The organism is Shewanella sp. BJSY2023SW001 (genome assembly GCF_047314685.1).
GTDB lineage: Bacteria > Pseudomonadota > Gammaproteobacteria > Enterobacterales > Shewanellaceae > Shewanella > Shewanella indica.
Genome location: NZ_JBKORF010000071.1, coordinates 1 through 19,222, shown reverse-complemented (window position 1 = coordinate 19,222; position 19,222 = coordinate 1). Strand labels below are relative to the sequence as shown.

The following is a 19,222-nucleotide window of genomic DNA, read 5'->3' as shown; positions in this document are numbered from 1 at the left end:
CCGTACAAGACAAGAACGACAATAATAGTGGCTCGTTTCACGAGTTGGCCGACAAGGCGAGAATAAGGGGCAGAAAGTGAAGGTCTGGACCATTGCAAACCAAAAAGGCGGAGTGGGCAAAACCACAACAGTAGCCAGTTTGGCGGGCACGCTGGCCAAGCGTGGTCAGCGGGTTCTGATGATAGACACAGATCCCCATGCTTCGCTGGGTTACTATTTGGGCATAGATTCGGAAGAGGTGCCAGGCTCATTGTATGACCTGTTTCTGGCTCATAAGCAGCTTGACACCTCTTTGGTAAAGCAGCATGCGGTTCCCACCTCGGTTGAGGGAGTCGATCTTTTGGCGGCAACTATGGCGTTGGCCACTTTGGATCGCGCCCTTGGTCACCAGGAAGGCATGGGGCTGGTGCTGCGTAATATTCTCAACTCGGTTGAGGATGACTATGATGTCGCCTTGGTCGACTGTCCTCCTGTGCTGGGGGTATTGATGGTCAATGCTCTGGCAGCCAGCCAACATATAGTGATCCCGGTTCAGACCGAGTTTTTGGCGATTAAAGGCCTGGATAGAATGATCAAAACTATGGAGCTGATGGGGCGCTCGAAGAAGATCCGCTACAGTTACTCCATAGTGCCAACCATGTATGACAGACGCACCAAGGCTTCGCCCGCAGCTTTGCAGCATCTCGGCGAGGTATACGGCGATACCTTATGGCCGGATGTGATCCCTGTGGATACCAAGTTTCGCGACGCCAGTTTGGCCCACCTGCCGGCGTCCCACTATGCCCCCAACACGCGGGGGGTGAAGGCCTACGAGCGTTTGCTCGATTATCTGCTGGCGGGGGAGTTTAATCATGTCAAAATCGGTTGATGAGACTGTTTTTGATTATTTCAACCTGTTGCTGACTGAGTCTGACCCGGCAGCCCAAACGACACCCACTGGGTTAAGGGATAATACTGCTGCGCCAATAGAGGCTGAGCCCAAGATGACGGTCATTTCCCGGCCTGATACAAGTGCCGAGCAATATCCGGCAGCGCAGAAGACGCCGACACTTGACCGCAATGCGCTGGAGCAGTTGTTGGCGCCGGTGTTTAAAGAGGCGGTTGCTGAGACGAAAGCGGCTGAAGTGGCTACAGAAACGCCGTTGAAAACGGTTAACAAGCTTGAACCGCAGGTTGAAGCTATTGCCGGGCAGTTGAATGTTCAAACTGATGCCGCCGTGAGCGAACAGGCTCAGACCCAAGAGCTAACAGAGCCTGAGCGACAGGAAGTGGTGCAATTGGAGACGCAAGTCGGCGCACCGGCAGTGCCCATAGAACCGCTTAAGGATCAACTGGAAGACGAGTTTCAAGTATTGTTCTTTAAAGTGGCGGGACTGACATTGGCGGTGCCGCTGATAAGTCTGGGCGGTATCGTCAGAATAGAGCGTATTAATCATATTTTTGGACGCCCAAGCTGGTTTATGGGGGTTCAGGGCTACCGGGATTCACAACTGAATATCGTTGATACCTGTGCCTGGGTTATGCCGGAAAAATACGACGATAAACTGGCGCAATCCGTAAATTATCAATATCTTGTAGTATTGGAAAACAGTAATTGGGGTTTGGCTTGTGAGTCTTTGGTCAATGCGGTCAAAATTGACAAGTCGCAGGTCAACTGGCGAGGCAGTCAAGGTAAACGCCCCTGGTTGGCCGGAGTAGTGAAAGAACAAATGTGTGGCATTTTACATGTGCAGGCATTGATTGAAATGCTCAATGCCGGGTTAGGTTGTCAGGATCCGATAGACTGAGGTAAATATGACTGATTCAAGAAATGTAGCAGCGGTATCTGCAAGCAAGGACGATGCCGTTCTCCAGTGGGTAACCTTCAGGCTGGATAACGAAACCTATGGCATCAACGTGATGCAGGTTCAGGAAGTATTGCGTTATACCGAAATTGCCCCGGTTCCGGGGGCTCCTCACTATGTATTGGGGATCATCAATTTGCGCGGTAATGTGGTGACTGTTATTGATACCCGCTCGCGTTTTGGCTTACCTTCCTCAGAAGTGGACGACTCTACCCGAATCGTAATTATCGAAGCGGAAAAGCAGGTGATAGGTATTTTGGTCGACAGTGTGGCTGAAGTGGTTTATCTGCGCCGTTCTGAAATCGATAACGCGCCGAATGTGGGTACCGAAGAGAGTGCCAAGTTTATTCAGGGCGTCAGCAACCGTGGTGATGAGCTATTGATCTTGGTCGACTTGGACAAGCTGCTTTCAGATGATGAATGGGCCGAGTTGGCACAGATCTGATAGGCCTTGGTGGAAAAGGAGTTTTAACCCATGATGGGCGATGGTTTCTTGATCGCTGCGCTGGTATATGTCATTGCCTGTCTCGGACTGGTGCTGTATCTGCAAAAACAAAGCAACAAGCTCAGGAACAAGGTTGAGGCGTTAACTGTCCTGGTCAAGGAAAGCGACCGACAAAGAGAGTCCTTCAAGCGGGAGCTGCAGGAGCTGCGTAGCGGTACCATAGGCGTTGGCCGTCGGGTGTTGGAGCTTGAAAAACGTCTCGCGCAGCAAAATGCTCGTCTGGATGAGTCAATGCAGCAGGACCCTCAGGCCAAGCTATACAGCCGGGCAATGAAAATGGTGCAACTGGGAGCCGGTGTCGATGAGCTGATCCGTGAGTGTGAGCTACCCAAAGCGGAAGCTGAACTCTTAATTCGCTTGCATGGCAAGACAGCCCGGGCCTGATAATCAACCAAATAAAAAGAGCGCATCTTGGATGCGCTCTTTTTATTTCTATCGTAATGAAAACGAATGAATCCCCTTCAAGATGTTGCAGCTTTCAAGGTAACCCTCTGCCAGTGTTAGCTCTCTTTCTTTAGGCCTTGTCGACAATTCTTTGATGCAGGTTATTCCACTGCTCGGGAAACTTGCCATCCAGCATATAGACAAAAGCGATCAGCTCAGCGATCAGCTGATAGAGTTCCTTGGGGATCTCTTGTCCCAACTCCAGCATTTGCAGAAAATCACTTAAGTAAGGGTCTTGATGAATATGAATACCCGCCTCTTTTGCCAAAGCGATAATCTCTTCAGCCAGCAGATCTTGCCCTTTGGCGGTGATTTTGGGCGCAGTTTTGCCATCATAACTCAGGGCCACAGCCTGACGAGGTTTGTTTGGCTTGTCGTTTGAATCTTCGGACATGGTCTTTCCTCAGGCCTTCAGTTGTACCAGGTAATGATCGCCGGGCAACAGGGACGCGGGTACAGGGGCAACGTGGGCGTTCAATTCATTGGGAGTGAGTCCTAACTGAAGCAACTTTTGCGACAGTGGTTGCAGGAAATTACTGACTCTATTGATCAGGGTTTGGGTGCTGCCGATAAACTGCAGGTCGACCTTGGTATCCTTCACTTGCGCTTTAATGAGCAAGGAGCCCATTCCCAGGTTAAACTTGAGCTGCAACTGCCAGGCCCTGTCTTTGTCTGTGTCCTGATCCGACTCTTGATGCTCGAACTTGCCTTCCAGTTGCTCATTTCTTTGGTTGAGATAGTAGGGCAGCATAAAATACCAGCATTGACCGCCGTTATCTGTATTGGCCTGTTGATAGAGTGCTACCGCTTGAGACATCTGCTGCAGCGCATCCAGTGTACCTTGCTTTTCCAGCGAGGCCAGTTGGTAATTTTGCAAACCGGATTGACTTTGCAACCCTTCTAAATATTGCTTCAAACGCTGAGGTACACTGAGGTTTTGATTGCCGGCCCTGATGCCAAGCAACAGCTGAAACAAGGTGGTAATGGCACCGGCTTGTGTCAGCGTTTGCGACGGTGCTTGTTGGTGGGTTAGTTGTAATCCAGTGAGGCCCAGTAGTTCAGCTCTCAGCAAAGAGGGCTCGGTCAGTTCACTCAGGGGGACAGGCGATAACGCCGGTAGCTGCTTGAGTAGCTCTGTCGCCTGGTTGTATTTGACTTCAAGAGCCATCGCCTCGGCCCTCGGCATGGCTCCGGCTTTGTTAAAGGCGCGCTGAAGAAAGTTGAGTTCGGGCGTTTTCGGCGCCTCTGGTGTTACTTTATCGAATCTTGTCCTAGTCGTTGGTTTTTCCGTTGGGGCGGTTGGTTTTTCTGCTGTAGTCGTCCTTGCCAACTGTTGTAAAGCCTGAAGTGAAGCTTTGTCTGTCCTTGGTAAAACAGCCGCTCTTGACTCAACCAAGCTTATTTTATCAAGTGTTTGCTGTGTCAAAGGTAATGCAGCTGTCGATACCTTACTGCCAGGCGCCGTTATTGAATTGGTTTTGGAGTCAATACTCGCTCGGGTCTCTGAGTTTATTTGCGGCGCTTGAGCTTTGGGTTGTTGTTCCAGAAGTTTGATTAACCTGGCATAGGTTTGGGCGAGTTCCGGCTTGGTTATCAGACGCTCATTTGCCACATCGGTCGTTGTTGTTGACAAAGCAGGGGCCGGCGATAGCTTCACATCCTGTCTTGCGCTAATAGGGCTTAATTCCAGCTGCAGCCCTTGATTGTTGCTGATGACCTTGGCGACATATTCTCCTGCCGGTAGTTGTAACTGCGCCGGAAAGGCTATGCTGGTACCGTTGGCAAAGCGCATATCAGCCTGAGAAACAGTTAACATGGGTAGCGGGTAGCCTTGTGGTCTGGCTGCCAACTGTTGCAGTACGGTTTGGCTGATGCCATTTTTGGCTGCCAGCTGCATCAGTGCATCCGGCAGCTTTATCTGTACTTCATTCGCCAGCCACAGCAATTGCACCGGCCTGCCTTGAATAATCTCCCCTAAGGGACGGGTCAGCTCCAGCAGGGCAGTATTGGACTGATATATAAGTGCTTTAGCTTGTGTGTTGGCCTGAGGTTCGACGAACTGCAATTGGTACTGAGTATTTTGCAACTCTAATCTGAGCTCGCTACCTAAATCCACTACAGTTACCGGTAACAGCGGAATAGACACGTTTGTTTGAGAGGAAGGCCCTGGCCCTGAAGGCGGGATTGTACCTTTGATTGGATCCATTGTTGCAAACCCCACTCCTCTAGTTGATTTCTTGATGGGCAATCGTAAATTTAAATTTGATCTATTTCCTCAGCGAAGTATCCTTATCCGTCCGAATCGGCATTGGTAGAAGGTTGATTGTCGCACTGGATAATCTTGTTATCGGCGCATAGTAATCAAAGCTTTAACAGTTTTTCGGTTTGACTACAGTGGTACTTATACAAAGAGAGTAATATGAAGTTTAAATGGATTCTGATGCTTGCGGCTGCCCTGGGGGTTCATTCGGCAGTGGCTGCAGAAAGCGGTGAAGGAAAGAATACACAGGACGTACGCATCAGCTACAGTGACCCGCGGGATCCTATCGAAGGGTTCAACCGAGCCATGTGGGACTTCAACTACCTTTATCTGGATAGGTATCTCTATCGTCCAGTTGCTCATGGTTATAACGATTATCTGCCCATTCCGGTTAAATCAGGCATTAATAACTTTGTTCTTAACCTGGAAGAGCCCCACAGTCTGGTAAACAACACGCTGCAAGGCAAGTGGGGCTGGGCCTTGAATGCCGGAGGCCGTTTTACCGTTAACTCAACCGTGGGGTTGCTCGGCCTGATTGACGTCGCCGATATGATGGGAATGCCCCGTAAACAGGACGACTTCAACGAAGTGCTGGGTTACTACGGTGTACCTAACGGGCCTTACTTTATGGCACCATTCTTCGGTCCTTATATCACCCGTGAACTCGCTTCAGATTGGGTGGATGGTCTATACTTTCCTTTGTCAGAATTAACTATGTGGCAGTCAGTGATCAAGTGGGGGCTGAAGAATCTCCACGCACGCTCAGTTGCCATAGATCAAGAAAGATTAGTAGACAACGCGCTCGATCCATACACTTTCGTTAAAGACGCTTACATACAGCACATGGACTATAAGGTGTACGACGGCAATGTGCCTTCGAATGAGGACGAAGACGAGTTGCTAGATGAATATATGCAGGAACTGGAGTAACCCACCCTCTGCTTCTCTACCCGCAGGAGGTTAAAGGTTACTCGTTACCGGCGATTGATACCTGCGGGGATTTAACCATGGCGCTGAACAGTCTCAATGTACTGCTGGTTGAGGATGACCCTGTTTTTCGCAATATTGTTGCCGCCTTTTTGAGTGGACGGGGCGCCAATGTTGTTGAAGCCGAGGACGGTGAGCAAGGGCTGCAGAGTTTCAAAAGCCAGAAATATGATGTGGTGGTAGCCGATCTTTCCATGCCTCGAATGGGGGGCTTGGAAATGCTCAAGGCGATGTCGCGCATCAACCCCGCTATTCCTTCCATTGTGATCTCCGGAAATCAGGTTATGGCCGATGTAGTCGAGGCTCTGCGGATAGGTGCCTGCGATTACTTGGTTAAGCCAGTATCCGATCTTTACAGTATCGAGCACGCTATTAATCAATGCCTGACATCTGTGGATCAGGAGCACGCTGCTGTTAATCGGGACGTGGAAGAACTCTCTTTTATGGAGCTGAATGAAAACTTGGCTTTGCTTGAGCAAAATGCAGAAGCAGCCAGATGCGTGCAGCAACAGCTATTCCCCGCGAGTCATATTGAATATCCCAAGGCCAGATTGGATTACAGTCTGTTCAAGCACGAACAGGTAAGTCCTTACTTTATCGATTCTGCCATGGTTGGTAACCATCATTTAATTATGTATATGGCGCACTTTCATCCGGAGGATAATCGCGCTGCTTTTGCCAGTGTGTTGATGCGGAGTTTTGTTAATCAGAAGCTTAAACTTAATCGCACCGGTGTTAGTTCTGTGGTGATAGAACCCTTCAATATGTTGAGTTATCTGAATGATCGTTTGGTCAAATCAGGCTTGGACCTTTATTGCGATATGATTTACGTGGCAATAGAACTTGATAGTTACCGGGCAGCCATTGCTCAGGCGGGCAGGGGACTGAGGTGTTACATACGTAACCAAGATGGCATTACGCCACTGGCGCTGGCGGATTCGCTGCAGTTGGGACTACTTGAGTGGGGTAAGCCAACAACTCAATTTCGAAGCTTAATGCCCGCAGAGCAGCTTTGTGTTGTTTCCAGTGAGGCAGAACATAGACAGCTGCTGCAACAAAACAGATTCCTGGGGCTGAATTTTAACCCCAAGATCCCCCAGGGGGGCTTTGTGCAACTGTCGTTGTAACGCTTCATAATGACCAAGCCAAGGTGGCAAGTCATTAAATTGCAAAAGATAAAAAAGGCTGCATACTGCAGCCTTTTTTATTCGGTAACCGAATGATTATTAGCGTTTTATCGCTTCATGCTCACCTGTTACGGCAATTTCTTGCTCCAAAGCTTCTTCTTCGGAGTGATCGTGAATTTTGCTTTCTGCGCCGTGCATCCAATCGACCAGTTTATCGGCCATAAAGTAGAGGAGCACGCCTGAAATGGCTGCCGTGATGGCAATGCCGGAGAAGATAGACATGGCATTGGCCAGCTGTTCTTCTTTCTCGCCGCCGTGACCGATAAAGGAACCTACATAGCCTGCGGTTAAGTTAGCAATAAAAATAAAGCAGAACCAAAAGCCCATCAGCAGTGACATGATACGCAGAGGGGCCAACTTAGTGACCATAGACAAACCGATAGGGGAAAGGCAAAGCTCACCCATGGTATGGAAGAAGTAGGCACCAACCAACCACCACATACTGGACTTGGCAGAGGCGTCGCCACCCATCTCCAGTACTGCACCTATCATAAACAGGAAGCCAATAGCCAAAAGTATCAGGCCGAGAGCAAATTTAACCGGTGAGTTGGGCTCTTTATTTCCAAGACGGATCCAGATAGAAGCGATCACGGGGGCAAAAACCACGATAAAAATGGCGTTCAGTGACTGGAAGTAAGTTGTCGGCACTTCCCAATTACCAATAAAGCGGTCGGTGAACTCATTGGTGAACAGATTCATCAAGCCACCGGCCTGCTCAAAACCCGCCCAGAAGATGATGGTAAACAGACCCATCACCATGATCACTTTAATGCGATCACGTTCAACTTTAGTCAGGGGTTCTTTTCTTACTTCACCGCGCTCGGCAGCGCGTTGTTTTTCAATTTTTGCTGCTGGAACTGTACCTATATCACCCAAGAGTTTTTGGGCAAAAAGGAACTGAATAAGCAGAGAGATCAGCATACCGACACCGGCACAGAAGAAACCGGCTTGCCAGTTGTTAACTGTCACTTCAACGCCATCGATAATTTCTTTATGGCCAAAGTTAGTATAGGCCCAGGCGACAACAAAGCCGGACAGGGCGGCACCCAAGTTAATACCCATGTAGAAGATGGTAAAGGCGCCGTCGCGGCGGTGATCGCCTTCTTCATATAGGTCACCTACCATGGTCGAAATGTTAGGCTTAAATAGGCCGTTACCTACAATCAGGGTACCAAGACCGGCATAAAAGACTATGGTCTCCATCCCGGGCACCCAACTATGGGGGGCTGCCAAAGTGAATTGGCCTATCGCCATCAAGGCACCACCGATATAAATCGCTTTCCGCTGGCCAAGAACATTGTCGGCCAACCATCCACCCAAAAGTGGTGTCAGATAGACCAAGCCGGTAAACCAAGCGTAGAGTTTCAAAGCGTCTGCTTGAGTCCAGCCTAACCCCCCTGCGCCTTGGGTTCTTACTTGGTCAACAAGATAAAGTACCAGAATGGCACGCATCGCATAGTAACTGAATCGTTCCCAAAGCTCTGTTGTGAACAGCAGGAACAATCCCTTGGGATGTCCGAGCACAGTCCCCTGAGGTTTTGCTAAGCTCATGAAGTCTTCCACCTTAAAATTGTTAATTGGCCGTGTGACAAAAGTCGACACAGAAAGCGATTGTATTTATCCCAGCTGTTTTGCCGTTAACATCACACTGTTTTGTAAAGCGTTATGGGCATGTCTTTTAATGCGCTGTGATTGAGGCTTTGGTTTTCTGTATTGTAATTTGTTCATCAAAAGCAACAAAGCTCACCTTATATACTCTGGATCCAGTTACAAAGTCAATTTCAGGGCCGGGAAGCGGCGGCTTTATGAGCAATACATGCCTTTATGTGGTCAGACCTGTTCGGTTTGTAACCGTAATTTCAATTAGACCAAAGTGGGGGGAGGGGGAAACCTGAAATTCACTTTCAATTGTAAACTTATGTCTGATATGATTGCCCGCTGTGATAGGACGTCACCCGACAGAAACCAAGTAGTGAGAACACCATGAAGGCCTGGTACCTTTTGTACTGTAAACCTCGCAGTGAAGTGAGGGCTCAACAGAATCTGATGCTCCAAGAGCTTGAGACCTATTTGCCGATGGTGCGGCTTGAAAAGAAAGAGAAAAACAAAACTGTCGTTCAAAAGCAACCTCTGTTTCCCAACTATCTATTCATCAAGTTTGATCCTGAACTGACCAGTGTACGTCAGATCCGCTCTACTCGCGGTGTTGCCAATTTGGTTAACTGCCGTGAGAAACTGCTGCCAATTGATGAGCAACTGATCAATCAGCTCAAACAACGTGAATTAGCTACGCCCTTGATCACAGAAAAGCCCCTGCAATCCGGTGATAAAATACAGTTTACCGAAGGGCCATTTACTGATTTTGATGGCATATTTGCTGAAAAATGCGGCGATACTCGCTGTAAAGTATTGTTTACTTTCCTTGGTCAGCACAAGAGCATAATAGTAGATCAAAAGGCAATTAAAGCAGCGTGTGCGTAATTGCCTGCTGCCCGTGTAGGACATTTCCCATTGTTACAAAGCTCAACATTTGCGAACTATGAATAAATTTGCATTTTTTGCCAAAAAATCAATATCTTATATTTTTCATTTTTGCAAAAATAGTCTGACTGTAACTTGGTAGTTGAATTATTGCTCAGCTTAACAAGGGCTGGGTGTTTTTTGAACTGTATCACTTGGGGGGTTGGGATATAATCCCCCGGCAAAGTAAGACCTGGTACAGGAAATGAATGTTACCTTAAAGACTTTGGGTAGCATTTTTTTAACGCTTTAAAAAATATAGTTTTTGCATCGCAAAGGGCAAGTTGGAGGCCGCAATCCATGGGCGGTAGCGTGTCTGAAGGACAAGAATATGAATAGTTTCATATTCTTAGTGGACGCCGAAGCTCTCTGAGCGCCACGCGGAACGGTAGCGTGTCTGAAGGACAAAAGTGGACGCCGAAGCTCTTTGGGTGGTATGCGGAACGCTAACCCTGTGATGGTGCGAAAACCTGTATAACTCAATGAGTCTGATGTTTATGGCTAAACGCTATTATCAGGTTCAGAGAAGTTAAACCGGAAACTGTTCAGTTTCCGCCATTTAAAAAATCAGCAAGTAAGAGGCGTTGGTCTCAAATGGAATCCGGGTTGAAGCGCTTATGGCGTTAAACGCGGTTGTTGCATTGCTGAAAGGTTCATTTGATTTTTAGTGCTATTCACCATTACGGAGACAACTGGTGTTACAGAAAACCAAAAAACTCATCATAGCGGGTATCGGCGCTTTGGCTTTGCTTGGCTCGCAAGCTCAAGCTGTTACGCCATCACCTCAAATGATCGAACAATTCAAAAATTTGCCTCGCGCTGAACAGGAAAGGTTAGCCAAGCAGTATGGAATAGATCCTTCCATATTGAGTGGAGGCAATAACATCAGTCAGAAACCGGTTAATCCGCAAGTTGTTTATCCAAGAGAAAAAAAGGATAACAGCGCTAATGGGGGCGAAAAGCCAACTTTAGACTTTACGGTTGAAGCAACAGACAAGAGTGCTCTCAAGCGTTTTGGTTACTCCTTGTTTGCCGGTGAACCCAGCACTTTTGCTCCGGTTTCCGATGTGCCTGTCCCCAGTGAGTATCTGATGGGGCCAGGGGATACCCTGATGGTGCAACTTTTCGGTAAAACCAATAGAGAGTTCTCACTTACCGTTAATCGCGATGGCACTGTACAGTTCCCTGAACTCGGCCCTATCAGTATTGCCGGTTTAAGTTTTGCCGAAGCCAAAGATACCCTTAAAAAACGCATCAAACACCAGATGATAGGCATAGAGTCCAATATCACTATGGGTGAACTGCGCTCTATTCGTATCTTTGTGGCCGGTGATGCCTACAAACCCGGGTCTTACACTGTATCCAGTCTGTCAACCATTACTCAAGCGCTGTTTGTCTCCGGCGGCGTGAATGAAATAGGTTCGCTGCGTAAGGTACAGCTGAAGCGTGGCGGCAAATTGGTCGGTACTCTGGATCTTTATGACTTATTGATGCGCGGTGATGCCTCCGGCGATTTGAGGTTACAATCCGGGGATGTGGTGTTCATTCCTCCTGTGGGTGGGCTGGTCAGTGTGGCCGGCGAAGTACGTCGCCCTGCTATCTATGAGCTGAAAGGCGGTGAAACCTTTGGGGATGTGGTGAATATGGCCGCCGGTGTTAAGCCGGGTTCCTATCCAAAGGCCAGTGTGGTCGAACGTTACAATGACCAAGGCCTTAAATCTTTGCTCACAGTTGACCTCACTTCAGCCAAAGGTCAAAAAACAGTGGCCAAAGCGGGCGATGTGGTTAGGGTTAAGGGAACCTCAGGGCAATATGATAATGCCGTGACTCTGGTTGGCGCTGTTGTCCGGCCTGGAAAGTACCAATGGCATCAAGGTTTGAGGGTGAATGATATTCTCAAATCCATTTGGTCTGATTTACAAATATCCGCCGATTTGGATTATGCAATTTTGCTTCGTGAGGTGGATGACTATGGCAACATAGAGGTTTACCAATTTGCACCCGGAAAGGCGATTGTTAATCAGGACGCCAAGGAAAACCTGGTACTGCAACCAAGAGATAAGCTGGTTGTTTTCAACTTCAGTGACGATAGCCTTAACCGATATGAGCTGAATAAGCTGGTCAAGCAAAGAGTGGCCAAGGTGACTTCGCTTTCGGGGAACTCACTGATAGGAAATGATCTGTTCAAGGCAGGTTTCAACCTGCTGCAAAGTAAAACTTTGCATAAGCGCAATGCTGTTGGTGGGGTAGTGGTTGATGACAGCGATGCAACAAGTGATGAACAGGCCGTTGTAATCTCAGAAGTCAGTAAGATGTTATTGAACCTGTTTGATGACACTGACTTAATCAAATATAGCTACATGATGAATCGTAGCGAACTCTTGTACCCGGTTATCAGTAAGCTCAACGCCCAGGCGCGCGCCGGGGACAGTGTAAAAATTGTTGCTGTTGGCGGCCAGGTTCGCCACGAAGGTATGTACCCGCTGACGGTTAACGCTTCTGTCAGCTCTTTAATTGAAGCCGCCGGGGGTTTGAAAGAAGGCGCCTACACAGCCAGAGCAGAGTTAACCCGCACTGTTACCAATGCCGGTGGTTCATCCATAGAGCATAAAACCGTGGACTTAACCAGTGCGCTTCAGGGGAACAAAACCGCTGATTTACCGCTGGAAGGGCGCGATATCCTTACTGTGATGACTACCCCTGATTGGCAGGAGCATCAAACCGTTGAAATACGCGGCGAAGTTAAGTTCCCGGGTATTTACAATATCCGCCGCGGTGAAACGCTGCAGGATGTGATCCAACGGGCCGGTGGCTTTACCGAATTTGCTTATCTCCCTTCTGCGGTATTTGTGCGGGAATCGGTGCGTAAGCAGGAGCAGATGGAAATTAAGAAGCTGGCCGACCAACTGCGGCGGGATATCGCCACCAGAGGGGTCTCCAAGGACGGCAACTTAGTTAACTATGCCGATGCTCAATTGATGCTGAAAGATTTGGAAAGCATTCAGGCCGTCGGCCGTTTGGTGGTGGATTTGCCGGCTATCTCAGTGGGGATATCCCAAGCAAATATCCAGATGGAAGATCAAGATATTCTCTATGTGCCATCAACCAAACAGACCATAGCAGTTATGGGCGAAGTACAACATGCATCGACCCATAGGTATAAAGAAGGTATTACTCTTGACCAATATCTTGATATGTCCGGTGGTACCCGTAAGCGTGCTGATGAAGACAGAACTTACGTAATAAAGGCTGATGGTTCGGTAATGATGCCTAAGCGCTCCATGTGGTTCAGCAGTGAAGACAATCTGCAACCAGGGGACACCATCATAGTTCCATTGGATACAGAGTATAAGGATAACCTGACACTCTGGAGCCAGGTAACCCAAATCATTTACAACACAGCGGTGGCAGTAGCAAGCATTTCCGGGTTGTAACCTCAAATAAATGGCTTTGTTCCAGGGGGGCGTTAAGCCGCTCTGGAGCAAAATCAAAATCACTGATTACTAGATAAAAAAATATGACATCAAATATTACCCCTCAGCAGCATCCTGACGCACAGTTTGCGGCGAATGCGCTAAGAGATGATGAAATCGATCTTCGTGAGCTTTTCAGCGTAATTTGGCAAGGTAAAAAGCTGATTGCGGGGATCACCCTGGTGTTTGCCGTCGCCTCTGTGGTTATCGCGCTAATGCTACCGAACATCTATAAATCGGAGGCGTTATTGGCCCCAGCGTCGGAAGAGCAGGGCGCAGGAGCGCTTGCGGGACTTGCCTCCCAGTTTGGTGGCCTTGCCAGTATGGCGGGGATTAACTTAGGCGGCAAAGGTGGCACTGATAAGACACAACTGGCGATTGAAGTACTCAAGTCAAGGCAATTTATCGGTAACTTTATTGAAAAACACCAAATACTGCCTGAGCTAATGGCGGTCGATAAGTGGCACATGGCTGACAATAGTTTGTCATTTGACCGGGATATTTATGAGCAAGATAGCAAGACTTGGGTACGTGACGTAAAGCCGCCATTTCAGCCAAAACCTTCTTTACAGGAGGCTCATAAAGAGTTTTTAGAAATTTTTTCTGTTAATAAAGATAAAGATACTGGGATGGTTAAAATATCGATAGAGCATAAATCTCCTTTTGTTGCCAAACAATGGTTAGATTGGTTAGTTGCAGATATCAACCTAACCATGAAAGAGCGGGATGTTGCAGAGGCTAATCGAAGTACTGAGTTTTTAAATAAACAGATTGAACTCACAAATGTTGCTGACATTCGAGCCATTCTATACAAGCTGGTAGAAGAACAGGCTAAAACAATAATGTTCGCCGAAGTGCGTGATGAATATGTATTTAAAACAATCGACCCAGCCTTTGTTCCCGAAGAAAAGGCCAAGCCAAAGCGTGCGTTAATTTGCGTACTAGGAACTATGCTAGGCGGTATGTTGGCTGTGCTGATGGTTCTAATTAGGCATTTTTTTAGAGAAGATAGTTAAAGCAAAGACATTGATGGTCTATTGGGACAGTTTGAAGAAAAAACAGTAAAACTTAGGCTTTACAAGGGATTGCGAAGATGCTGCTGTCTCAAAAGTGGATAAAAAGTGTCTCAGTTTGGTTTGAAAGACTGAGATGAATATATGAAAATTCTAATCATTTATCACTCAAGAATAGCCCTTTAATATAGCTAAACTCATTGAATTTGGTAGTAAAAATGAAAATTCTAGTTACAGGTGGAGCCGGATTTATTGGCTCTGCGGTCGTTCGCCATATTATTAATAATACCCAAGATAGTGTCGTTAATGTCGATAAATTAACCTATGCTGGCAATCTTGACTCACTTGTTAGCGTAGAGGAAGATGAAAGATATGCTTTTGAGCAAGTTGATATTTGTGACCGAGCAGAATTAGACAGAGTCTTTAATGAGCATAAGCCTGATGCAGTTATGCACTTGGCTGCTGAATCGCATGTAGACCGTTCAATAACAGGTCCAGCTGACTTTATTCAAACCAACATAGTTGGTACTTACACCCTTCTTGAAGCGACACGTGCATATTGGAACGAGCTATCAGCAGATAAAAAGACAGCTTTTCGTTTTCATCATATTTCTACCGATGAGGTTTATGGCGACTTGCCTCATCCTGATGAAGTACAAAATTCAGACGAGTTACCCCTATTCACTGAAACCACTCCTTATGCCCCTAGTAGTCCGTATTCGGTATCGAAAGCATCGAGTGATCACTTAGTTCGCGCTTGGCTACGCACCTACGGTTTACCTACAATTGTGACCAATTGCTCAAATAACTATGGTCCTTACCACTTTCCTGAAAAACTGATCCCTCTAGTGATTTTGAATGCATTAGAAGGCAAAGACTTGCCTATATATGGTAAAGGTGACCAAATCCGAGATTGGTTATATGTAGAAGATCATGCTCGTGCGTTATATAAAGTTGTTACTGAAGGGAATATCGGTGAAACATATAACATCGGTGGTCATAACGAAAAGCAAAATCTAGAAGTTGTTCAAACTATTTGTTCGATTTTAGATACCTTAGTCCCTAAAGATACTCTTTACTCCGAGCAAATTACTTATGTAACTGATCGACCTGGTCATGACAGACGCTATGCAATTGATTCAAGCAAAATGCAGCGTGAACTTGGTTGGACGCCAATAGAAACTTTTGAAACAGGGCTTAAAAAGACCGTTGAGTGGTATTTAACCAACAAGAAGTGGTGTGAACACGTTCAAGATGGCAGTTATCAACGTGAACGTTTAGGTGTAGAAACTTCGGTTATAAAGGAAAGGGCATAATGAAAGGTATTATTTTAGCTGGTGGCTCAGGAACGCGATTATATCCATTGACTAGAGGGGTATCAAAGCAATTATTGCCTGTTTATGATAAACCTATGATTTATTACCCAATATCTGTTTTGATGTTGGCTGGTATAAGAAATATTTTAATAATAACTACACCTGAAGATAAGAGTTCTTTCCAAAGGCTATTAGGGGATGGAGGTGATTTTGGACTAGTTCTAGAGTATGCTGTCCAGGAAAAGCCTGATGGGCTAGCTCAAGCCTTTCTTATTGGAGAGGATTTTATAGGAGATAGCAGTGTTTGCTTAGCTTTAGGGGACAATATTTTTTGGGGACAGGGTTTTTCTCCTATTTTAAAAAGAGCCGCATCGAGAGTAGAGGGAGCGACCGTCTTTGGCTATCAAGTAAGAGACCCTGAACGTTTTGGGGTGGTGGAATTTGATGGGGAAAAAAAAGCTGTAAGTATTCAAGAAAAACCTCATAAACCAAAATCCAATTATGCGGTAACTGGATTGTATTTTTACGACAATAACGTCGTAAATATTGCTAAAACAGTAAAGCCCTCCTGCCGTGGAGAACTTGAAATAACTAGTATAAATCAAGCATATTTAGAAATGGGTAATCTAAATGTGGAAGTCTTAGGTAGAGGATATGCCTGGCTCGATTCAGGTACTCATGAAAGTTTATTGGAGGCTGCGCTTTTCGTTGAAACGATAGAAAAACGTCAAGGCTATAAAATTGCATGTTTAGAAGAAATAGCTTTTAGTAATAACTGGCTAACAAAACAAGCTTTGTTAAGTGCAGCAGAAAATTATGGAAAAAATGGCTATGGTGAATATCTTAAAGGTTTAGTCGTTGGATAAGTTTATAACGATTACAAAGCTATGTATTAGCTCAGGTGGGGGCGTTGTCTTAAATTTTATAACTTTGGCGTTTGTTGCTGGAGTTGTAAATAAAGCTGAATATGGCAATCTTTCTACTTTATTAGTTATTTCAAATTTACTGGTTCCAATAATAGGATTTGGAATCGGTCAGTATTGGCTAAAAATTAATGCTAAATCCTATAGCTATTATGTTAGCAGTATTATTCCCTCTTTCAAAATAGTTTCCTTACTTTATTTGTCTCTGTTATTGATATTGATTTTTTTAATGTCTATGAATATGCAGAATGTTTATTTGTTATTGTTTTTTTCATTGCATATCTTAGGTCTAATAAGTATTGAATGGCTTGTGTCACATAGTCAGATTAAAGGTAGATTTGACTTGATTTCGATTTATCAAGTTGCGCCAAATATATTAAGGATGCTCTTAATTTTCATTTTGTACTGGTTTTATGAGGGGTTATCTTTAAATCAAGTTATCTACTCATATTTCATAGTTGCCCTGTTCAGTGTCATCTATTGTTTCTATCACTTTTTTAATATTAAACATGATGGTGAAGCTGTCGAATATAGCGCAATTATTAAGGATGCTTATCCATTTGCCTTAATGGGGTTTCTGTACTTAGTTTATTATCAGAGCGATGTGATCTTTTTAAGAGTGATGCTAGGAGAGGAGGAGGCGGCAATATATTCGGTAGCCGTGTCAATAATTACTTTTGTATATATAATTCCTGGGGTTATATACCAGAAATTTCTGCTGGCCAGAGTTCATTTGTTAATGGAAAGTTTGGTTGACATTGAAAAAATAAATAAAATATATTCAAAAAGTATTTTATTAATATTTTTACTGTCGATTTTTGTCGGGGTTGTTGTTTATATTATGTTGCCATTCATATTAAATTTATTCTTTGAAAAATATGAGGAAGATGCAATTGATATAAGTAGATTAATGGTTGTAACCATTCCTCTTGTATTTGTTATGCAGGGAGCAGGAGTTCTACTCAATACGAAAGGCAGTGCTAAATATAAGTTTTTAATTATGTTGGCATGCGCGATATTGAATGTTGTTTTAAACGTTATTTTTATAGAATTATATGGTCTTTTAGGTGCTGTATACTCTACGCTTGTGACATACTTTGTTTTGTGTNTATTATTTTGCAACGGTAAAACTGTTCTTTAATGGTAAAATATCATGCTAAGTTTTGTCAGGTTTTTTTTTGAAGAGTTAAATAGTTTAAACTGTAATTACTATCTTTATAAAGGTATGGAGCATTTAGCCGATGATTTGAATGGTGATCGGGGGGATGTCGATTTATTCGTTACGGAAGAGCATATTGAGCTTTTTTTAAGAGTCGCTTACAAGCATGGTCTTTATCGTGCTAAGAATCAAGTTAAACCACCATACAGGTTATATGGAGTGGATTTAATAACAAAAAAAGAAATTATGATAGATGTGGAAACTTCTTTGAGTGTTAAAGTTTGCGGTAGGCCATCCATTGTACCTGCTGTACTTAACACATCTGTGCTAGAGGATCTTCCAATAAAGGTTCTTTCTAATTCAGACTACTTGCTATTGAATATAATGCTGGCAAATGAATCATCAAAAAAAGATATAGCCACAAAAATTAAATTTTTAGAAGTGATTTATAAAGAAGCAGATTTTTTAAACCAGCCGCCAAGTATAAATATTTTGAAGTTTTTTCTCTGTTATGAAAAAGGTAATAAGTTTTTAGAACAGTCACTTAGAAAGCTTGTAGATAGTACAATTTCTCAATTAAGAACAGATTTCACAAATGATTGCAAATTACAATATGAAAGTCGATTTTTTCGTTATATTTTGCCGATTGTTCGAAAAGCCCGTTACTATTCTGGGCGCTTGTTAGGAGAGTCTAACGCTAGATTATTGAATAAAGGTATGTTTGTTTGTATTATTGGTGTCGATGGTGCCGGTAAGTCAACAATTATAGACATGCTTTCTAGTGATTCCTATTTTAAAAAAATAGGCATAAAAACGGTTTATATGGGAAGCAATAATTTTTGGATTCCAGGTGTCAATTTTCTTTCATCGATTTTAGATGGCATGTTTTTATTAAATATGTTTCCTAGATTTCTTAAAAGTGTTGATCGTCAAGGAAGGTTATTTAAGGTTTTTTACTATCAAACTATGGGAAGAGTAGTTGTATGTGATCGCTATTTTTATGATGATGAGATAGACTTTAATTACAGATTAAATACAAAGTTTGGTTTTGGAAAGATGATGTTTAGAGCGACTAGTATTTTTAAGCCTAAAGTCATATTTAGGCCGGATTTGGCTATTTATCTAGATGTTACTGCTGAAACAGCACACTCCAGAAAAGTCGAATATGAGTTTAGCAAAATGCAACGTAATATTTTTCTCTATCAAGAGTATTTGAAGGGGACAGAGGAGTGTATTTTTATTGACGCAAATCAGCAATTAAATGTTGTTTTTAATAGGGTCTATGAAAGTATTAGCTGCAATATTAGAGATAAAGTTTGAAATTATATATGGGATTGGTTTTATTTTACATTAAAGCGTGTGCCAGAAAGTTACTAAGTTTGATTGGTAATAAAGATGACTCTGAATCACATTCAACTTTTAACACTGTCTTGAAAGAGTTATTTTTAGGGGGCTCAAATAACATAGTTTTGTTGAGAGTTCTTTTTTTTATATATGGCAACATTAAATTTAAGGGGTTTGATTTTATCAAAATCACTGCTACTGGGGTGCTGCAGGTATATGTAAATGATTCGGTTTATTTGTTTTATCT

Annotated in this window: 17 protein-coding genes; 14 read left to right on the top strand and 3 right to left on the bottom strand. The window is 44.5% G+C overall.

All coding sequences use genetic code 11. The annotated features are described in order from the left end of the window. Positions 1-76 precede the first annotated feature (76 nt). The 4 genes from ACMHXH_RS16120 to ACMHXH_RS16105 are packed head-to-tail and all read left to right on the top strand — an operon-like array spanning position 77 to position 2,733. Positions 77-868, top strand: coding sequence for a ParA family protein (locus tag ACMHXH_RS16120; RefSeq protein WP_413738302.1), 792 nt, complete (start codon positions 77-79; stop codon positions 866-868). Next, positions 852-1,787, top strand: a complete 936-nt coding sequence (locus ACMHXH_RS16115) for a chemotaxis protein CheW (protein WP_413738300.1) — start codon at positions 852-854, stop codon at positions 1,785-1,787. The genes ACMHXH_RS16120 and ACMHXH_RS16115 overlap by 17 nt, the downstream gene beginning before the upstream one ends. A 7-nt stretch (positions 1,788-1,794) precedes the next feature. Beyond that, on the top strand, positions 1,795-2,289 hold the full coding sequence (locus ACMHXH_RS16110; protein ID WP_101056083.1) for a chemotaxis protein CheW: 495 nt from the start codon (positions 1,795-1,797) through the stop codon (positions 2,287-2,289). Positions 2,290-2,322: 33 nt separating this feature from the next. Next, complete coding sequence (locus tag ACMHXH_RS16105; RefSeq protein ID WP_101096111.1) at positions 2,323-2,733, top strand: DUF2802 domain-containing protein; 411 nt, start codon at positions 2,323-2,325, stop codon at positions 2,731-2,733. A gap of 130 nt (positions 2,734-2,863) precedes the next feature. Here the strand turns inward: ACMHXH_RS16105 and ACMHXH_RS16100 are convergent, their stop codons facing one another. Beyond that, positions 2,864-3,187 (bottom strand): EscU/YscU/HrcU family type III secretion system export apparatus switch protein, encoded by a 324-nt coding sequence (locus ACMHXH_RS16100; protein WP_144361902.1) that lies wholly within the window; start codon positions 3,185-3,187, stop codon positions 2,864-2,866. 9 nt (positions 3,188-3,196) lie between these two features. Continuing rightward, positions 3,197-4,909, bottom strand: a complete 1,713-nt coding sequence (locus tag ACMHXH_RS16095; protein WP_413738298.1) for a hypothetical protein — start codon at positions 4,907-4,909, stop codon at positions 3,197-3,199. 303 nt (positions 4,910-5,212) lie between these two features. On the opposite strand from ACMHXH_RS16095, the gene ACMHXH_RS16090 reads away from it, so the two are divergent. After that, positions 5,213-5,983: a VacJ family lipoprotein gene (locus tag ACMHXH_RS16090; RefSeq protein ID WP_101056086.1), complete on the top strand. Its 771-nt coding sequence runs from the start codon at positions 5,213-5,215 to the stop codon at positions 5,981-5,983. 77 nt (positions 5,984-6,060) lie between these two features. After that, on the top strand, positions 6,061-7,167 hold the full coding sequence (locus ACMHXH_RS16085; protein ID WP_101056087.1) for a response regulator: 1,107 nt from the start codon (positions 6,061-6,063) through the stop codon (positions 7,165-7,167). 99 nt (positions 7,168-7,266) lie between these two features. Here the strand turns inward: ACMHXH_RS16085 and ACMHXH_RS16080 are convergent, their stop codons facing one another. Beyond that, positions 7,267-8,778 (bottom strand): peptide MFS transporter, encoded by a 1,512-nt coding sequence (locus ACMHXH_RS16080; protein WP_101056088.1) that lies wholly within the window; start codon positions 8,776-8,778, stop codon positions 7,267-7,269. A gap of 432 nt (positions 8,779-9,210) precedes the next feature. Here ACMHXH_RS16080 and rfaH point away from each other — a divergent pair, with 432 nt between their 5' ends. From rfaH to ACMHXH_RS16040, 8 genes are all read left to right on the top strand, one after another. Next, a complete protein-coding gene (gene rfaH, locus ACMHXH_RS16075; protein ID WP_101056089.1) occupies positions 9,211-9,708 on the top strand; it encodes a transcription/translation regulatory transformer protein RfaH in 498 nt (165 codons plus the stop codon). 734 nt (positions 9,709-10,442) lie between these two features. After that, entirely contained in the window at positions 10,443-13,181 is a 2,739-nt protein-coding gene (locus tag ACMHXH_RS16070; RefSeq protein ID WP_413738296.1) for an SLBB domain-containing protein, read from the top strand. Between the two features lie 83 nt (positions 13,182-13,264). Then, positions 13,265-14,236, top strand: a complete 972-nt coding sequence (locus tag ACMHXH_RS16065) for a Wzz/FepE/Etk N-terminal domain-containing protein (RefSeq protein WP_413738294.1) — start codon at positions 13,265-13,267, stop codon at positions 14,234-14,236. A gap of 215 nt (positions 14,237-14,451) precedes the next feature. Beyond that, positions 14,452-15,549: a dTDP-glucose 4,6-dehydratase gene (gene rfbB, locus ACMHXH_RS16060; protein ID WP_413738292.1), complete on the top strand. Its 1,098-nt coding sequence runs from the start codon at positions 14,452-14,454 to the stop codon at positions 15,547-15,549. Next, on the top strand, positions 15,549-16,415 hold the full coding sequence (gene rfbA / locus ACMHXH_RS16055) for a glucose-1-phosphate thymidylyltransferase RfbA (protein WP_413738290.1): 867 nt from the start codon (positions 15,549-15,551) through the stop codon (positions 16,413-16,415). Before rfbB ends, rfbA begins: the two co-directional genes overlap by 1 nt. Further along, on the top strand, positions 16,408-17,613 hold the full coding sequence (locus tag ACMHXH_RS16050; RefSeq protein WP_413738288.1) for an oligosaccharide flippase family protein: 1,206 nt from the start codon (positions 16,408-16,410) through the stop codon (positions 17,611-17,613). The genes rfbA and ACMHXH_RS16050 overlap by 8 nt, the downstream gene beginning before the upstream one ends. 12 nt (positions 17,614-17,625) lie before the next feature. Beyond that, the gene (locus tag ACMHXH_RS16045; protein WP_413738286.1) at positions 17,626-18,951 is read left to right on the top strand and encodes a dTMP kinase; all 1,326 of its coding nucleotides are present in this window, start codon (positions 17,626-17,628) and stop codon (positions 18,949-18,951) included. Positions 18,952-18,959: 8 nt separating this feature from the next. Further along, a partial coding sequence (locus ACMHXH_RS16040) for a hypothetical protein (RefSeq protein ID WP_413738284.1) occupies positions 18,960-19,222 on the top strand: 263 nt, incomplete at its 3' end.